At 59.2% G+C, this 12,667-nt stretch carries 14 protein-coding genes and 2 pseudogenes; 6 read left to right on the top strand and 10 right to left on the bottom strand.

The window, feature by feature from the left end; translation table 11 throughout:
* Positions 1–127 precede the first annotated feature (127 nt).
* The 3 genes from BN1800_RS08045 to BN1800_RS08035 form a co-directional block, all read right to left on the bottom strand.
* The gene (locus BN1800_RS08045) at positions 128–772 is read right to left on the bottom strand and encodes a metallophosphoesterase family protein (RefSeq protein WP_027509400.1); all 645 of its coding nucleotides are present in this window, start codon (positions 770–772) and stop codon (positions 128–130) included.
* Between the two features lie 53 nt (positions 773–825).
* The gene (locus BN1800_RS08040; RefSeq protein WP_086996317.1) at positions 826–1,536 is read right to left on the bottom strand and encodes a pentapeptide repeat-containing protein; all 711 of its coding nucleotides are present in this window, start codon (positions 1,534–1,536) and stop codon (positions 826–828) included.
* A gap of 143 nt (positions 1,537–1,679) precedes the next feature.
* A complete protein-coding gene (locus BN1800_RS08035; protein ID WP_027509398.1) occupies positions 1,680–2,519 on the bottom strand; it encodes a cell envelope integrity EipB family protein in 840 nt (279 codons plus the stop codon).
* A 137-nt stretch (positions 2,520–2,656) separates the two neighbouring features.
* On the opposite strand from BN1800_RS08035, the gene BN1800_RS08030 reads away from it, so the two are divergent.
* The 6 genes and pseudogenes from BN1800_RS08030 to BN1800_RS40210 all read left to right on the top strand — a co-directional run.
* A complete protein-coding gene (locus BN1800_RS08030; RefSeq protein WP_027509397.1) occupies positions 2,657–3,127 on the top strand; it encodes a RidA family protein in 471 nt (156 codons plus the stop codon).
* Positions 3,124–3,843, top strand: a complete 720-nt coding sequence (locus BN1800_RS08025; protein ID WP_027509396.1) for a glycerophosphodiester phosphodiesterase — start codon at positions 3,124–3,126, stop codon at positions 3,841–3,843. The genes BN1800_RS08030 and BN1800_RS08025 overlap by 4 nt, the downstream gene beginning before the upstream one ends.
* 78 nt (positions 3,844–3,921) lie before the next feature.
* Positions 3,922–5,115: a GNAT family N-acetyltransferase gene (locus tag BN1800_RS08020; protein ID WP_086996314.1), complete on the top strand. Its 1,194-nt coding sequence runs from the start codon at positions 3,922–3,924 to the stop codon at positions 5,113–5,115.
* A gap of 53 nt (positions 5,116–5,168) precedes the next feature.
* Entirely contained in the window at positions 5,169–5,600 is a 432-nt protein-coding gene (locus BN1800_RS08015; RefSeq protein ID WP_086996484.1) for an HIT family protein, read from the top strand.
* 40 nt (positions 5,601–5,640) lie between these two features.
* Positions 5,641–5,887 (top strand): annotated as a pseudogene (locus BN1800_RS42265) (helix-turn-helix domain-containing protein); the annotation flags it as partial.
* Position 5,888: 1 nt separating this feature from the next.
* Positions 5,889–6,059, top strand: a pseudogene (locus tag BN1800_RS40210) (DUF1254 domain-containing protein); the annotation flags it as partial.
* 77 nt (positions 6,060–6,136) lie between these two features.
* Here the strand turns inward: BN1800_RS40210 and clpA are convergent.
* The 7 genes from clpA to BN1800_RS07975 all read right to left on the bottom strand — a co-directional run bounded on the left by clpA (position 6,137) and on the right by BN1800_RS07975 (position 12,525).
* Complete coding sequence (clpA, locus tag BN1800_RS08005; RefSeq protein ID WP_027509392.1) at positions 6,137–8,623, bottom strand: ATP-dependent Clp protease ATP-binding subunit ClpA; 2,487 nt, start codon at positions 8,621–8,623, stop codon at positions 6,137–6,139.
* A 10-nt stretch (positions 8,624–8,633) separates the two neighbouring features.
* Positions 8,634–8,987: an ATP-dependent Clp protease adapter ClpS gene (clpS, locus tag BN1800_RS08000; RefSeq protein WP_027509391.1), complete on the bottom strand. Its 354-nt coding sequence runs from the start codon at positions 8,985–8,987 to the stop codon at positions 8,634–8,636.
* A gap of 261 nt (positions 8,988–9,248) precedes the next feature.
* Positions 9,249–9,617 carry a phasin family protein gene (locus BN1800_RS07995; RefSeq protein ID WP_027509390.1) on the bottom strand — a complete coding sequence of 123 codons (369 nt, stop codon included), beginning with the start codon at positions 9,615–9,617 and terminating at the stop codon, positions 9,249–9,251.
* A 238-nt stretch (positions 9,618–9,855) separates the two neighbouring features.
* On the bottom strand, positions 9,856–10,266 hold the full coding sequence (locus BN1800_RS07990; RefSeq protein ID WP_086996311.1) for a DUF3597 domain-containing protein: 411 nt from the start codon (positions 10,264–10,266) through the stop codon (positions 9,856–9,858).
* Positions 10,267–10,439: 173 nt separating this feature from the next.
* Positions 10,440–10,643 (bottom strand): DUF3126 family protein, encoded by a 204-nt coding sequence (locus BN1800_RS07985; protein ID WP_027509388.1) that lies wholly within the window; start codon positions 10,641–10,643, stop codon positions 10,440–10,442.
* Positions 10,644–10,779: 136 nt separating this feature from the next.
* Positions 10,780–11,613: a serine O-acetyltransferase gene (gene cysE / locus BN1800_RS07980; RefSeq protein ID WP_027509387.1), complete on the bottom strand. Its 834-nt coding sequence runs from the start codon at positions 11,611–11,613 to the stop codon at positions 10,780–10,782.
* 126 nt (positions 11,614–11,739) lie between these two features.
* The gene (locus BN1800_RS07975) at positions 11,740–12,525 is read right to left on the bottom strand and encodes an alpha/beta fold hydrolase (protein WP_086996482.1); all 786 of its coding nucleotides are present in this window, start codon (positions 12,523–12,525) and stop codon (positions 11,740–11,742) included.
* Positions 12,526–12,667: the final 142 nt, after the last annotated feature.

Below are 12,667 nucleotides of genomic sequence, written 5' to 3'. Positions count from 1 at the left end.
CCACCGGCGGAAAAATCCGGATTTCTCCCGGACAGTCCCATGCCTTACGTGTGGAATGCGGCTGCCCTTACCGTCGATCCGCCGAAAATGCAAGGCGTTCGCCGAAAAAACTGACGTCTGACTGCCCTTAGCCCTGCACTTGGATAAACTCGATCGGCCCGCCCGGCCGCGAATCGTCGAACACGGCGCAGGAAAGCGGACCGCCGAATACGCATCCGCTGTCGATGTTCGTCCGGTTGCCGACGGTCATCGGATTCGCCATCGATGGCGTATGCCCGTGGCACAGGTGCTTTCCCCAATAGTCCGTTGAATAGTCGTCTGGAACCCGAAGCCAGACCAGGTCTTGCGGGGATTGCATCTCCAGCGGCAAATCCGGAACGACGCCGGCATGCACAAAGATGCGGTTGTTGTCGATATGCATCAACGGCAGCTGGCTGGCCCACAGCAGATGGTTCACGGCCACTTTGCCACCATAGGAAAGCTCCGTTTCAAGCCCGCCGTTTTCGAGCCACCAGATACGTTCACCGTCATTGGCATGGGCGCGCAGCATCATGTCCTCATGGTTGCCCTTCAGGCATATCCATCGCCAGGATTGGCTGCCCGATCCGTTCATCAGGAGATCGATCACTCCCTTGCTGTCGGGACCGCGGTCGATGTAGTCGCCAATGAAAACCACCGTGCCCGCGCGCGCATATGCCCGGATGCGGTCCAGCATCTCTCTCAACGGCTCCAGGCACCCATGGATGTCGCCAACGGCAAATGTGAAATTCATCCCTGCGCCTCCCGCGGGACATTGGTTTCATTGCTGTCGCTTTGCGCACCCGCTCAGTCAGTTGCGCAGGGCCAGTCCTTCGGCATCGTAAGGCCGGAAGGAAGCTTGGTCGACGCGTCGCCGCAGGCCAGCTCGATCTGCGACTGCTGAAGCCCTGTTGCAGCGGAGAGATCGAGCCCCTCTATCCTCGTCAGGAACATGAAGGCGCGATCGAAATCGACCGGACCTCCGAAGCTCGCGCCGCTCAGGTCGACGCGGGAGAGATTGGCAAGGGCAAACCTGGCGCCCGTCAATACGGCCTTTTCAAAAGTCGCACGCCCAAGCTCGGCCTTTTCGAAGTTGGCGCCGGAAAGCTGCGCGCGGGTGAAATCCGCGCGCTGCAGTTCAGCGCTGACAAAGGACGAATTCTGCGCCGAAGCATCCTGAAACACAGCGCGGTAAGCCTCGATCTTGTCGAACGTGGCATCGTCGGCCTTTGCACCTTCGAGCCAGGCCCGTATGAGGGTGGCTTTCTCGAGGTTTGCCGCAGCCAGATTCGCATTCTTGAGGCTGGTCTGCGACAGATCGGCACCGGCGAGATTTGCTTTTTCGAAGTCGCTGCCTTCGAGCATCAGGTTCTTCTTGGTGCATTCGCTCCAGTCGACGCCTGCACTGGGCGTGTCGTGGCAATCGGCCGCCATCACATGACCGCCGGACACCGCCGCCGCCACAGCAACGAGCGTCACCGCAAGCCTTGAGCGTGCAATCCGCGACACGTTCTTCATATCCCACCCCCTATCGGCTCCGCCCCATCAACGGCGACTGGCCCGGGCAGGACATGTCCGTCCTGCACTACTATTATGCACCCGAAAAAGAAAAATAAGGCATAACACCTTGTTGAAGGCGCGCCTAAATGCCGGCCTGCGGTTTACTTGCAGGTGTCGGCCTTCTTATCCAGCATCTCCAGCTTCGCGAGTTTACCGGTCAAAACGAAATCGCCATAATCCATGGTGAGATCGCGCGTAATGCCGTTCTCGTAAAGCTTAAACGACATGCGGTAGACCGGCAGCGCATCGGATTTCGTATTCTCGTTGAAATAGGAGATCGTCACCGGCCAGAAGGCTTCCTTGGAGAAGGCGCCGGCATTGCCCGCATCCGCTTCCTCACCGGCAACCGGCGTAATGTGCTTGCCAACCACCGTCGTCGTTACCAGGGGCTTGTCCCCATCGTCCGAACCATCGAAGACGCGAGCTTCAAAGAAACGCTTGCCCGCCTTGGCATTCTCGATCACATCGAGCATGTGTTCGGTCGGGAAGCGGCTTTCGGCAAGCTGCAACTCCTTGTTCTGCGGGCGCGTGAGATCGACTGTCACGCCGTCCGGCTTGTCGTTCGCCTCGCCGTTGACTTCCTTGTCGAGCTGATCGTCCGTGAAAGACTTCGTTTCGAAGGTGAACCTGCGGTCCTTCACGTTTTCGAAGGTCTTCGTCTGCTGATCGCTGACCCGGGTGCTGTCGCCGGTGTTGATCTGCGTCACGAAGCGGAAATTGGTGGTGAAACCCTCGCAATAATTGCCGTTGAACTCGTAGACCATGCGGCCGTGCATGCCGGCGATGCCAGAGCGCTCGGTCGCGTCCTTCAGTTCGAGATCGTAGATCGCGCGGTGGGCGACAAGACCGGAGGCGATCGCAGCGCCGGAGGCAGGCGCAGCCGCCCAGGCACTCGTTGCGACGCCTGCAAGAAGAAGGGCGGCAAGACTCGGTCGGAACATCCATTATCTCCTGTTGGACTCGGCCGCGATGTTATAAGAACGCTTTCGGCCAAATCGAGGCTCGAAACCGTCATACGCAAGATTCTAGTCCCGATGCATACTTTTTTGAAGAACTGAAACAAAAAGCGGAGACGAAAATGTCGAATGAAATCGCGACCCGCCTGACGGAAATGGGGATAACTCTTCCGGAAGCCGCCGCACCCGCTGCCAATTATGTGCCTTATGTGATCAGCGGCAATCTCCTTTATATCTCCGGCCAGCTTCCGCTCGAAGGCGGCAAGGTCGCCGTCTCCGGCCATCTCGGACGAGACGTCGTTGTTCCCGCCGGCCAGCGCGCCGCCGAGCTTTGCGCCATCAACATTCTCGCCCAGGCTAAGGCGGCACTCGGAGGCGATCTCGGCCGCATCAAGCGCGTCATCAAGCTCAACGGCTTCGTCGCCTCCACCCCGGAATTCGTCGAACAGCATCTTGTCATCAACGGTGCCTCGAACCTGATCGCCGGCGTCCTCGGCGAGGCCGGAAAGCATGCCCGTGCCGCCGTTGGCATGGCGGCGCTGCCGCTCAACGCCGCCGTCGAAATCGATGCCATCATGGAAATCGCGTCATGACCTCCGCCGCCTGGATCAAGGAACTGCCGGTCGCCCATCGCGGCTATCACGACACCAACAAGCTCATCTGGGAAAACACGCTCTCTGCCTTCGCCCGTGCCGTCGAAGCCGGCTTTGCGATCGAATGCGACCTCCATTATGCTTCCGATGGCGTTCCGGTCGTCTTTCATGACGAGAATCTCGAACGTCTCTGCAACATGAAGGGTGATATCCGCGAGCGCACCTCCAGGGAGCTCGGCCTGCTGTCCGTCGGTGGCACGGCCGACAAGATTCCGACGCTCAAGCAATTGCTCGATCTCGTGAAAGGCAAGGTTCCGCTCGTCCTCGAACTCAAGGGCCGCGAAGCGGATGACGAGGGGTTTGCCGAAGCCGTGCTCGAAGTGCTGGAAGGCTATGAGGGCAAGGTCGCGCTCATGAGCTTCGACCGTTGGCTGCTGCGCGACCTCAAAGCCTTGAATGCGCCCTACCCGCTCGGTCTCACCGCTGGCGGCAACAAGCCGGAAGAACTCGCAAACCACGAACGAGCGATGGAAATCGGCCTCGATTTCATCTCCTATTTCTTCGCCGATCTGCCGAACCCCTTCATCACCGGCCAGCGCGCCAAGGGCATCCCGGTCATCACCTGGACGGTCCGCGACGAGAAGGCGCGCCAACACACCGTCGAGAATGCCGATCAGATGACGTTCGAAGGTTTCGATCCCCGCGTTTCGGTTTGACGCTCGCTTTTTCGACAAGATCGTGCGCAGACTGAAGGAGAGCCAATATCCTCCTCCCAAGGACCTCGAATTTGCTCCATGACAGACGAACTATCGATCCGCGTTGAGCGGTCCTTCACCGCGATTTCCCAGGAGAGTTGGTCTCGGCTTTCCGGTACTACGTCCAAGGAAGGCACGACGCTCGCCTATAATCCCTTCCTGTCGCATGCCTACCTCTCGTCCCTCGAAGAGTCGGGTTCGGCCACGGCGCAAACCGGCTGGCTCGGCCATCATCTGCTACTGGAAACGGATAAGGGCGAGTTGATCGGCGCCCTACCCGGCTATCTGAAGAATCACAGCCAGGGCGAATACGTCTTCGACCACGGCTGGGCGGATGCTTTCGAGCGCGCCGGCGGGCGTTATTACCCGAAGCTGCAATGCTCGATCCCCTTCACGCCTGCGACCGGTCCGCGCCTGCTCGTTGCCGTGGGCCTTGAACGGCGGCAGATCCAGAACGCCATTGCCGAGAGCCTGAAGGAAGTCGTCCGCCGCCTCGGCGTTTCATCCGCGCACATCACCTTCGTGCCGGAAGACGAGATCGGCGTCTTCGAAACCGACGGCTATCTGCACCGGACAGACCAGCAGTTCCATTTCATCAACGAGGGCTATGCCAATCACGAGGAATTCCTCGAAACGCTGACGTCGCGCAAGCGCAAGGCGCTGCGCAAGGAGCGGCGCACGGCACTCGAAAACGGCATCAGCATCGACTGGCTGACCGCCAGCGATCTTACCGAAGACATCTGGGACCAGTTCTTCGCCTTCTACATGGATACCGGCGGCCGCAAATGGGGACGGCCGTACCTGACCCGCAAGTTCTATTCGCTGATCGGCGAGCGCATGCCGGAGGACATCCTGCTGGTGATGGCCAAGCGCAACGGCCGCTATGTCGCAGGCGCCATCAACTTCATCGGCGGCGATACGCTCTACGGCCGCCATTGGGGCTGCGTCGAAGACCACCCATACCTGCATTTCGAGGTCTGCTATCATCAGGCGATCGACTTCGCGCTCGCCAAGGGCCTGAAACGCGTTGAAGCGGGTGCGCAGGGCGAGCACAAGCTCGCGCGCGGTTACCTGCCGGTGACAACGCATTCGGCGCACTATGTTGCCCATGCCGGTCTCAGGCGCGCGATCGCCGATTACCTGGAACGCGAACGCGAGGACGTCGAGCACATGAACGAGGTTCTCGCCGAACACAGCCCGTTCCGCAAAGGCGAGCGGCAACAGGAGGATTGACGCTCGCGCCCTTGCTGCGCTACCCGATCACCGAAAAACGAGGAGATTTCGAGATGACCAGCGCCGCTTACGACGACAGCAATATCTTCGCCAAGATCCTGCGCGGCGAGATCCCGTCGTACCGCATCTACGAGGACGAGCATACGGTGGCCTTCATGGATGTCATGCCGCAAGCGCCCGGCCATGTCCTGGTCGTGCCGAGGGCACCGTCGCGCAATATTTTCGATGCCGACCCCACGGTCCTCGCGCAGGCAATTCCCGTCGTCCAGAAAATCGCCAAGGCCGTGAAAGAGGCTTTCGATGCCGATGGCGTCCTGGTCTGCCAGTTCAACGAACCGGCCGCCGGCCAGAGCGTCTTCCACCTGCATTTCCACGTCATCCCGCGCCACGAGGGCGTTACCCTCAAACCGCATTCCGGCAAAATGGAGGATGGCGACGTGCTTGCAGCCCATGCCGAGAAGATCAAGGGTGAACTGGGGAACTAGTCTTCTGGAACCGTAATTCGTATCATTGATACGAGCGGTTGTGGAGGTTTTGCGATGGCCGGTCGGGTGGGCGGATACAGTTGTGTTGAACGCTGAGGAGCGTAGCTTTCTCGAAGCGCAGGTTCGGCGGCATAAGGCGGCGCGGTCGCTATCGGAGCGTTGCCGAATGGTCCTGCTTTGTGGCGAAGGTCTTCAGAGCACCGATGGCGCCGAGCAACTGGGAGGTGCATGAGCACACTGTCGGAAAGTGGCGCAGGCGTTTTGCGAAGGATCGGGTCGAAGGGCTCACCTGCCACCACCGCCGGGATCAAGGATAACTTCTTCCAGTATCTCGACGCGGCCCCTGCAATTCGTCCCTGAGACGCCAAGGGTCAAGGCTGTTCACGCGAAACTTGCGAAAATTGGCATTGGTCGCGGAAAGCCTTCGCGTTCAAGGATCTGTCGCTCGAACATGCAGCCTTGCGCGCACACGAAAACCCAGAAAAATCGAAGGCCGCATCGCTGCGGCCTTCTTCAATTCACTTCCCGGTAACAGACTATCTCCTGCGCGGCACCTTCGGCACCGCACTCGCCTTCTTCGGTGCATCCCCGACTTCGGCCTTCGCCTTCTTTACCGCGGTCTTCTTGGCTTTTGCCTTCGTCTTCAGCTCGCCGTCGTCCTCGCCATCGGCTTCAGGATGAACGGTTTCGGCTTCCGGCTTCGGCTTGATCGGCGCCGATTCGGGGATCGCTTCGAGGATGATGCCGGGCTTGCCGTCTTCCTTCGGGCCGACGGTGACGTTGACGACGCCACCTTTCTTCAGCTTACCAAAGAGAATCTCGTTCGCCAGCGGCTTCTTGATCACATCCTGGATGACGCGGGCAAGCGGGCGGGCGCCCATCTTCTCGTCGTAACCCTTTTCTGCCAGCCAGTCGATCGCTTCCTCCTGCAGGTCGAAGGTGACGTTGCGTTCGGAAAGCTGGGCCTCCAGCTGCATGATGAACTTCTGCACGACCTTGTGGATAACGGCCGTCGGCAGCGATGCGAAGGGAATGATCGCATCGAGACGGTTGCGGAATTCCGGCGTGAACAGGCGGGTCAGCGCCTCCTCATCCTCGCCGGTGCGCTTGGACGAACCGAAGCCAATTGCGGCCTTGGCCATTTCCGACGCGCCCGCATTGGTCGTCATGATCAGGATAACGTTGCGGAAGTCGATCTTCTTGCCGTTATGGTCGGTCAGCGCGCCGTGGTCCATGACCTGCAGCAGGATATTGTAGATATCCGGATGCGCCTTCTCGATCTCGTCGAGCAGGACTACGCAATGCGGATGCTGGTCGACGCCATCGGTCAAGAGACCGCCCTGGTCGAAGCCAACATAGCCGGGAGGTGCGCCAAGCAGGCGGGAGACGGTGTGCCGCTCCATATATTCCGACATGTCGAAGCGCAGCATCTCGACGCCGAGCGACGCTGCGAGCTGCTTGGCCACTTCCGTCTTGCCGACGCCGGTCGGGCCGGAGAAGACGTAGGCGCCGATCGGCTTGTTCGGCTCGCGGAGCCCGGCACGCGCCAGCTTGATCGCTGTCGAAAGGGCTTCGATCGCCGTATCCTGGCCGTAGACCACCGAGCGCAGTTCCTGCTCCAGATTGGCGAGAACGGCTTCGTCGTCCTTCGAGACGCTTTTCGGAGGAATGCGGGCCATCGTCGCGACCGTCGCTTCGATTTCCTTTTCGGTAATCAGCTTGCGGCGCCTGGATGGCGGCAGCAGCATCTGAGCGGCGCCCGTTTCATCGATGACGTCGATCGCCTTGTCGGGCAGCTTGCGGTCAGAGATATAACGAGCCGACAGCTCGACCGCCGACTTAATGGCGTCGTTCGAGTAGCGCAGGTGGTGATATTCTTCGAAATAGGGCTTCAGGCCCTTCATGATTTCGATCGCGTCGTCGATTGACGGCTCGTTGACGTCGATCTTCTGGAAGCGGCGAACGAGAGCCCGGTCCTTCTCGAAGAACTGCCGGTATTCCTTGTAGGTCGTCGAGCCGATGCAACGGATCGCACCGGACGAAAGCGCCGGCTTCAGGAGGTTCGACGCATCCATCGCGCCGCCCGAGGTGGCGCCGGCACCGATCACGGTGTGGATTTCGTCGATGAACAGCACCGCACCCGGATATTCTTCGAGCTCCTTGACGACCTGTTTCAGGCGCTCTTCGAAATCGCCGCGGTAACGCGTGCCCGCAAGCAGCGTGCCCATGTCGAGCGAGAAGATCGTCGCATCAGCGAGCGCTTCTGGCACCTTGCCTTCGACGATCCGCTTGGCGAGGCCTTCGGCGATCGCCGTCTTGCCGACGCCCGGGTCGCCCACATAGAGCGGGTTATTCTTGGAGCGGCGGCACAGCACCTGGATCGTACGGCTGACTTCCGAGTTGCGGCCGATCAGCGGATCGATCTTGCCGCTCTTGGCCTTCTCGTTGAGATTGACGCAATAGGCCTTCAGCGCATCCTGCTGCTTCTTGGCGCCGCCCTCGTCCTCGCCGCCGCGCGATGCGCTCGGCTTGCTCTCGGCTTCCTCGTCGGCGCCGCGCGGCGTGCGGACTTCCGAAGAGCCTGGTCGCTTTCCGATGCCGTGGGAGATGTAGTTGACCGCGTCGTAGCGCGTCATTTCCTGCTCCTGCAGGAAATAGGCGGCATGGCTTTCGCGCTCGGCAAAGATTGCGACAAGGACATTCGCCCCGGTCACCTCTTCGCGGCCCGACGATTGCACGTGGATCACGGCACGTTGGATGACACGCTGGAAACCGGAGGTCGGCTTGGAGTCCTCGTCATAACCGGTGATCAGATTGGACAGTTCGTTGTCGACGTATTCGATCAGCGTCTTGCGCAACGCGTCGAGGTCGACATTGCATGCACCCATGACAGCTGCCGCATCGGCATCGTCGATTAGGGCGAGCAGCAGATGCTCGAGCGTCGCATATTCGTGATGCCGCTCGTTGGCAAAGGTCAGTGCCTGATGGAGCGCCTTCTCAAGACTAGGCGAAAATGTTGGCACGTTGAGATCCTCACTTCTTTTCCATGACGCATTGCAGCGGATGCTGGTGCTGACGGGCGAAGTCCATCACTTGGCTTACCTTGGTCTCCGCTACCTCGTATGTAAATATCCCGCATTCGCCGACGCCGTGGTTATGGACATGAAGCATGATGCGGGTGGCACTTTCACGATCCTTCTGAAAAAAACGCTCCAGGATGTGGATAACGAATTCCATGGGAGTGTAGTCGTCATTCAGGATTAGCACGCGGTAGAGATTGGGCTTCTTGGTTTTCGGCTTCGTGCGTGTGATGACCGAGGTTCCGCGATTTCCGTTGTCCCCGTTCCTTTCGCTGTCGTTCTGCATCCGGATCGGCTTTGCGATCATTGTCATTCATTCCTCGGTCTATCCGGTGGTGCATGGGAGGCTGCTTTACCCGCCGGATATCTGAAACACTAACTTAGTTCATAATGGAGCGATTTTAAGCCCCTTGTTTGCGACTGCAATCACAATTCCGCAGGACTTGACGCAAAGACTAAAAAAGTCCCGTGCGAATTCTTAAAGGGCTTCGGGAAACAAAAAAGACCGGCCGCAGATGCGTTGCCGGTCTTCGTTTTTCAAGGGGTGCGCTGTTCGCACCATCGCATTTTACGCAGCGGCGGGCGTTACCTGGGCAGCCTTGGGCGACTTTGCCGCCGGGGCCGATACCGGCGCTTCGTAAGGCTTATAGGCGCCCTTGGCGAGATCGGCGTACATTTCGCCCATCTTCGTCGCCTCGGAGATGAAATTCTCATAGGAAGACTTGATGAAGCCGGTCTGCAGTTCGAAGACCGTTTCGAAGCTGCGGGCGGCAGACAGCGTCTCAAAATGATTGACGGCGTCCTGGAAGGACTTTTTGGAATATTCCGCAGCTTCGGTCGCGATCGCCTGGACCCCCTTGGCCGTGTCGGAATAGCTCTTCAGCATCGTGTCCATGGCTTCCTTGCTCTTCCGGCTCGTGTCGTCAAAGTTAAACATTTAGTCTCCTCCTTTTGTGGTATTGGCTGCCACAAAAGGTAGCTGCGTCGCACAAATAGTCAAGCGATTTTGTGCGTTGCACAACCACCATGGATTGCATGACGCTACGCAAAAGCGCCTTTAAAAAAGAGCAACGTACATCGCCAATTGATTTTTAAAATATATATCAGAGGCCTACAACCTGAGGCTTCGCAAAAATTCTCGCGAAGCCTCAATCTTGGGATAACCGGAGGCCGTCTCAGTCCATCAGATCTGCGGGAACCTTGCCGCCGTTTTCGGACAGCTTCTTCATGAGCGCCTTGTGAAGAAACATGTTCATCTTGGCGGAATCGCCTGTGTCGCCTGTATAGCCAAGTTCCGCAGCAAGCTCCTTGCGCTCGGAGAGGCTCGCATCCATGCCGACCGCCTTCATCAGGTCCACGATCGAGCGCCGCCAATCTAGCTTCTGCCCGCTCTTCTTGACGGCAGCATCGAGAATCGGAGCGATATCGACGGCCGCAGGCGCCGCCGACGGTGCTGCCGACGGTGCTGCTGATGGCGCGGACGCCGTCTGCGCGGGCGCCATTTTCGGCGCATCCGCCGCCTCGATCACCGGTGCTGCCTGCGCTTCGCCGAAAATCGCGTTCTTGATTTTATCGAAAATACCCATGTCCTCGCCTCCAAATTTAGTTTGATCGCATTCGCAAAAACTAACATGGGGCGGAGGGCGAACTCATCCAGCGCAAGCGGCAAAATTGTTGCTGAGGCTTGGTAGGCAGGCTGCGGATAAAAGGTGCCGTTCGGCAAAGGCAAGCCGCTATGATGCGGCCCGCCAAGGGATCATTAGAGATCGACGTCGAGAATCGCCATCGAGAAGTTGTAGGAACGATCGCCATCTTCGTCGTCGATATAGACGACACCCAGGAATTCGTCGCCGAGATAAACTTCCGCGGAATCATCCTTGCGCGGGCGCGCCTTGACGACGATCTGCGGGTTGAGCGTCTTCTTGAAATAGGCGTCGAGCTTCTTGAGTTCTTCAGGCTTCACACTGGGTCTCCTAGCGGTCTTCGTTGGCCGCTTCTTGCACAGGAAAAGCGGCGCTGTAAAGGCTGCCGCAGCACATCCGCCCCGGCTTTCCCCTCAGCATTTCGCCAGCTTTTCCGTTCTAGCCGATATGACCGGATCAGATACCGGCGCCGATCACCTGGTCCATGATACGCGACGGTTCCGAACACCCGGCCTCTCCGACAACCTTCGCCGGCACGCCTGCGACCGTCGTTTTCGGCGGAACGGGCTGCAGAACGACCGAACCGGCCGCGACACGCGAGCAATAGCCGATCTGGATATTGCCGAGAATCTTCGCGCCCGCACCGATGAGTACCCCGCTGCCGATCTTCGGGTGACGGTCAGCGCCCTCCTTGCCCGTGCCGCCAAGCGTGACGCCATGCAGGATCGAGACGTTGTCGCCGATCACCGCCGTCTCGCCGACGACGAGGCCAGTCGCATGATCGAGGAAGATGCCCCGGCCGATGCGCGCTGCCGGATTGATATCGGTCTGAAAGACGCTGGATGACCGGCTTTGCAGATAGAGCGCCAGGTCCCGCCGCCCCTGATTGAGCAGCCAATGCGCCAGGCGATGCGTCTGCAGCGCATGAAATCCCTTGAAATACAGCACCGCTTCCATGAAGCGCAGGCATGCCGGGTCACGGTCGTAGACGGCCTGAATGTCGACGCGCAGGATATCGCTCCATTCCGGCCAATCTTCGACCATTTTGTCGAAGACCTGACGGAGCAACGTTGCCTGCATGTCGGGATGGTCAAGACGTTCGCAGATCCGATGAATGACGCATTCTTCCAGCGAACGGTGGTTGATCACCGTCGAATAAAGGAAAGCCGCCAGCACCGGATCCTTCTCGGCAGCCGCACGCGCTTCTTCGCGCAGGCTGTCCCAGATCGGATCCATGACCTTCAGCGGGTTTGATGCTTCAAAAGAACGAACGTCAGTCTTCGCGACCATTCCAGGTCTCCTCGTTTCCGTCGGAACGACATTATATAGGGCAAAACGCCCGGAACATAAATGGGTACCGGCCCTATGCTTTTTTAGCATATTTTTTCGGTAATCACGGCACCTTGAAGACGCCGATTACCGCCCGGCGACCTTCTCGTAGAACTCCAGAACCGCTTTCTTGAACACCTTGTCTCCAACCGCCAGCATATGGTCGCGACCCGGAATGTCCAGCGCCTCGGCATGCGGCATCAAAGCCGCCAGTTCGTGCGCCGAACCCGCAATGTCGTCCTTTGTTCCGACACCGATCAACGTCGGCGCCTCGATCTTGCCCATGTCGGCCCGCGCCACGAGATCGCGCGATCCCCGGATGCACATGGCGAGTGCCTGCCGGTCGCTTTTGGTCTGCTCGGCGAAGGCGCGGAACATGCGCCCGCGGATATGCGTGACGTCGTCCAGCGACGGCGCAAGCAGCGCATCGGCAATCGGATCCCAATCGCCGACGCCATCCGTCATCCCGATGCCGAGACCGCCAAGCACCAGCGAACGCACGCGATGCGGATGGGCAAGCGCCGTGAAGACCGAAATCCTCGCACCCATCGAATAGCCCATGACATTGGCTTCCGGGATGCCGAGATGGTCGAGCAGCGCCACCGCGTCTTCCGCCATGATCCACGGCCGATAGGCTTCGGCATCGTGGGGCTTATCACTTGCGCCGTGGCCGCGATTGTCCATCGCAATGACCCGATAGCCTGCATCGCCCAGCGTCTTCAGCCAGCCGGGATGCACCCAGTTGACGTTGGCGGTCGAGGCGAAGCCATGAATGAGCAGCACTGGCGGACCGTTCGGATCGCCTTTGTCGAAAAAAACGAGGTTCAGGCCGTCGTGGGGAAAGCTAGAAAATGCAGGCGTATTCAGATTCATAAAGTCCGTCCTTTTTGGCCGGACCATATTTTATCGGGCAGCGGAGGTGAACCCTCGCGACGTCAAAAAACCATGGGCCGTGCTGCGTTTCGGCTCTACACATTTCCGGCGAAGGACTATAATGTCCGCGCACATTTCAAAG

It is taken from the genome of Rhizobium sullae, from assembly GCF_900169785.1.
Taxonomy (GTDB): domain Bacteria; phylum Pseudomonadota; class Alphaproteobacteria; order Rhizobiales; family Rhizobiaceae; genus Rhizobium; species Rhizobium sullae.
This window is presented reverse-complemented; position numbering and strand designations above follow the sequence as displayed.

Coding starts and splice junctions, on each gene's coding strand:
- BN1800_RS08025 (WP_027509396.1), top strand. CDS start 3,124: ATGACCTCCGCCGCCTGGATCAAGGAACTGCCGGTCGCCCATCGCGGC.
- clpS (WP_027509391.1), bottom strand. CDS start 8,987: ATGATCGCAAAGCCGATCCGGATGCAGAACGACAGCGAAAGGAACGGG.
- BN1800_RS08015 (WP_086996484.1), top strand. CDS start 5,169: ATGACCAGCGCCGCTTACGACGACAGCAATATCTTCGCCAAGATCCTG.
- BN1800_RS07990 (WP_086996311.1), bottom strand. CDS start 10,266: ATGGGTATTTTCGATAAAATCAAGAACGCGATTTTCGGCGAAGCGCAG.
- cysE (WP_027509387.1), bottom strand. CDS start 11,613: ATGGTCGCGAAGACTGACGTTCGTTCTTTTGAAGCATCAAACCCGCTG.
- BN1800_RS08035 (WP_027509398.1), bottom strand. CDS start 2,519: ATGTTCCGACCGAGTCTTGCCGCCCTTCTTCTTGCAGGCGTCGCAACG.
- BN1800_RS08020 (WP_086996314.1), top strand. CDS start 3,922: ATGACAGACGAACTATCGATCCGCGTTGAGCGGTCCTTCACCGCGATT.
- BN1800_RS07995 (WP_027509390.1), bottom strand. CDS start 9,617: ATGTTTAACTTTGACGACACGAGCCGGAAGAGCAAGGAAGCCATGGAC.
- BN1800_RS07975 (WP_086996482.1), bottom strand. CDS start 12,525: ATGAATCTGAATACGCCTGCATTTTCTAGCTTTCCCCACGACGGCCTG.
- BN1800_RS08040 (WP_086996317.1), bottom strand. CDS start 1,536: ATGAAGAACGTGTCGCGGATTGCACGCTCAAGGCTTGCGGTGACGCTC.
- BN1800_RS08045 (WP_027509400.1), bottom strand. CDS start 772: ATGAATTTCACATTTGCCGTTGGCGACATCCATGGGTGCCTGGAGCCG.
- BN1800_RS08030 (WP_027509397.1), top strand. CDS start 2,657: ATGTCGAATGAAATCGCGACCCGCCTGACGGAAATGGGGATAACTCTT.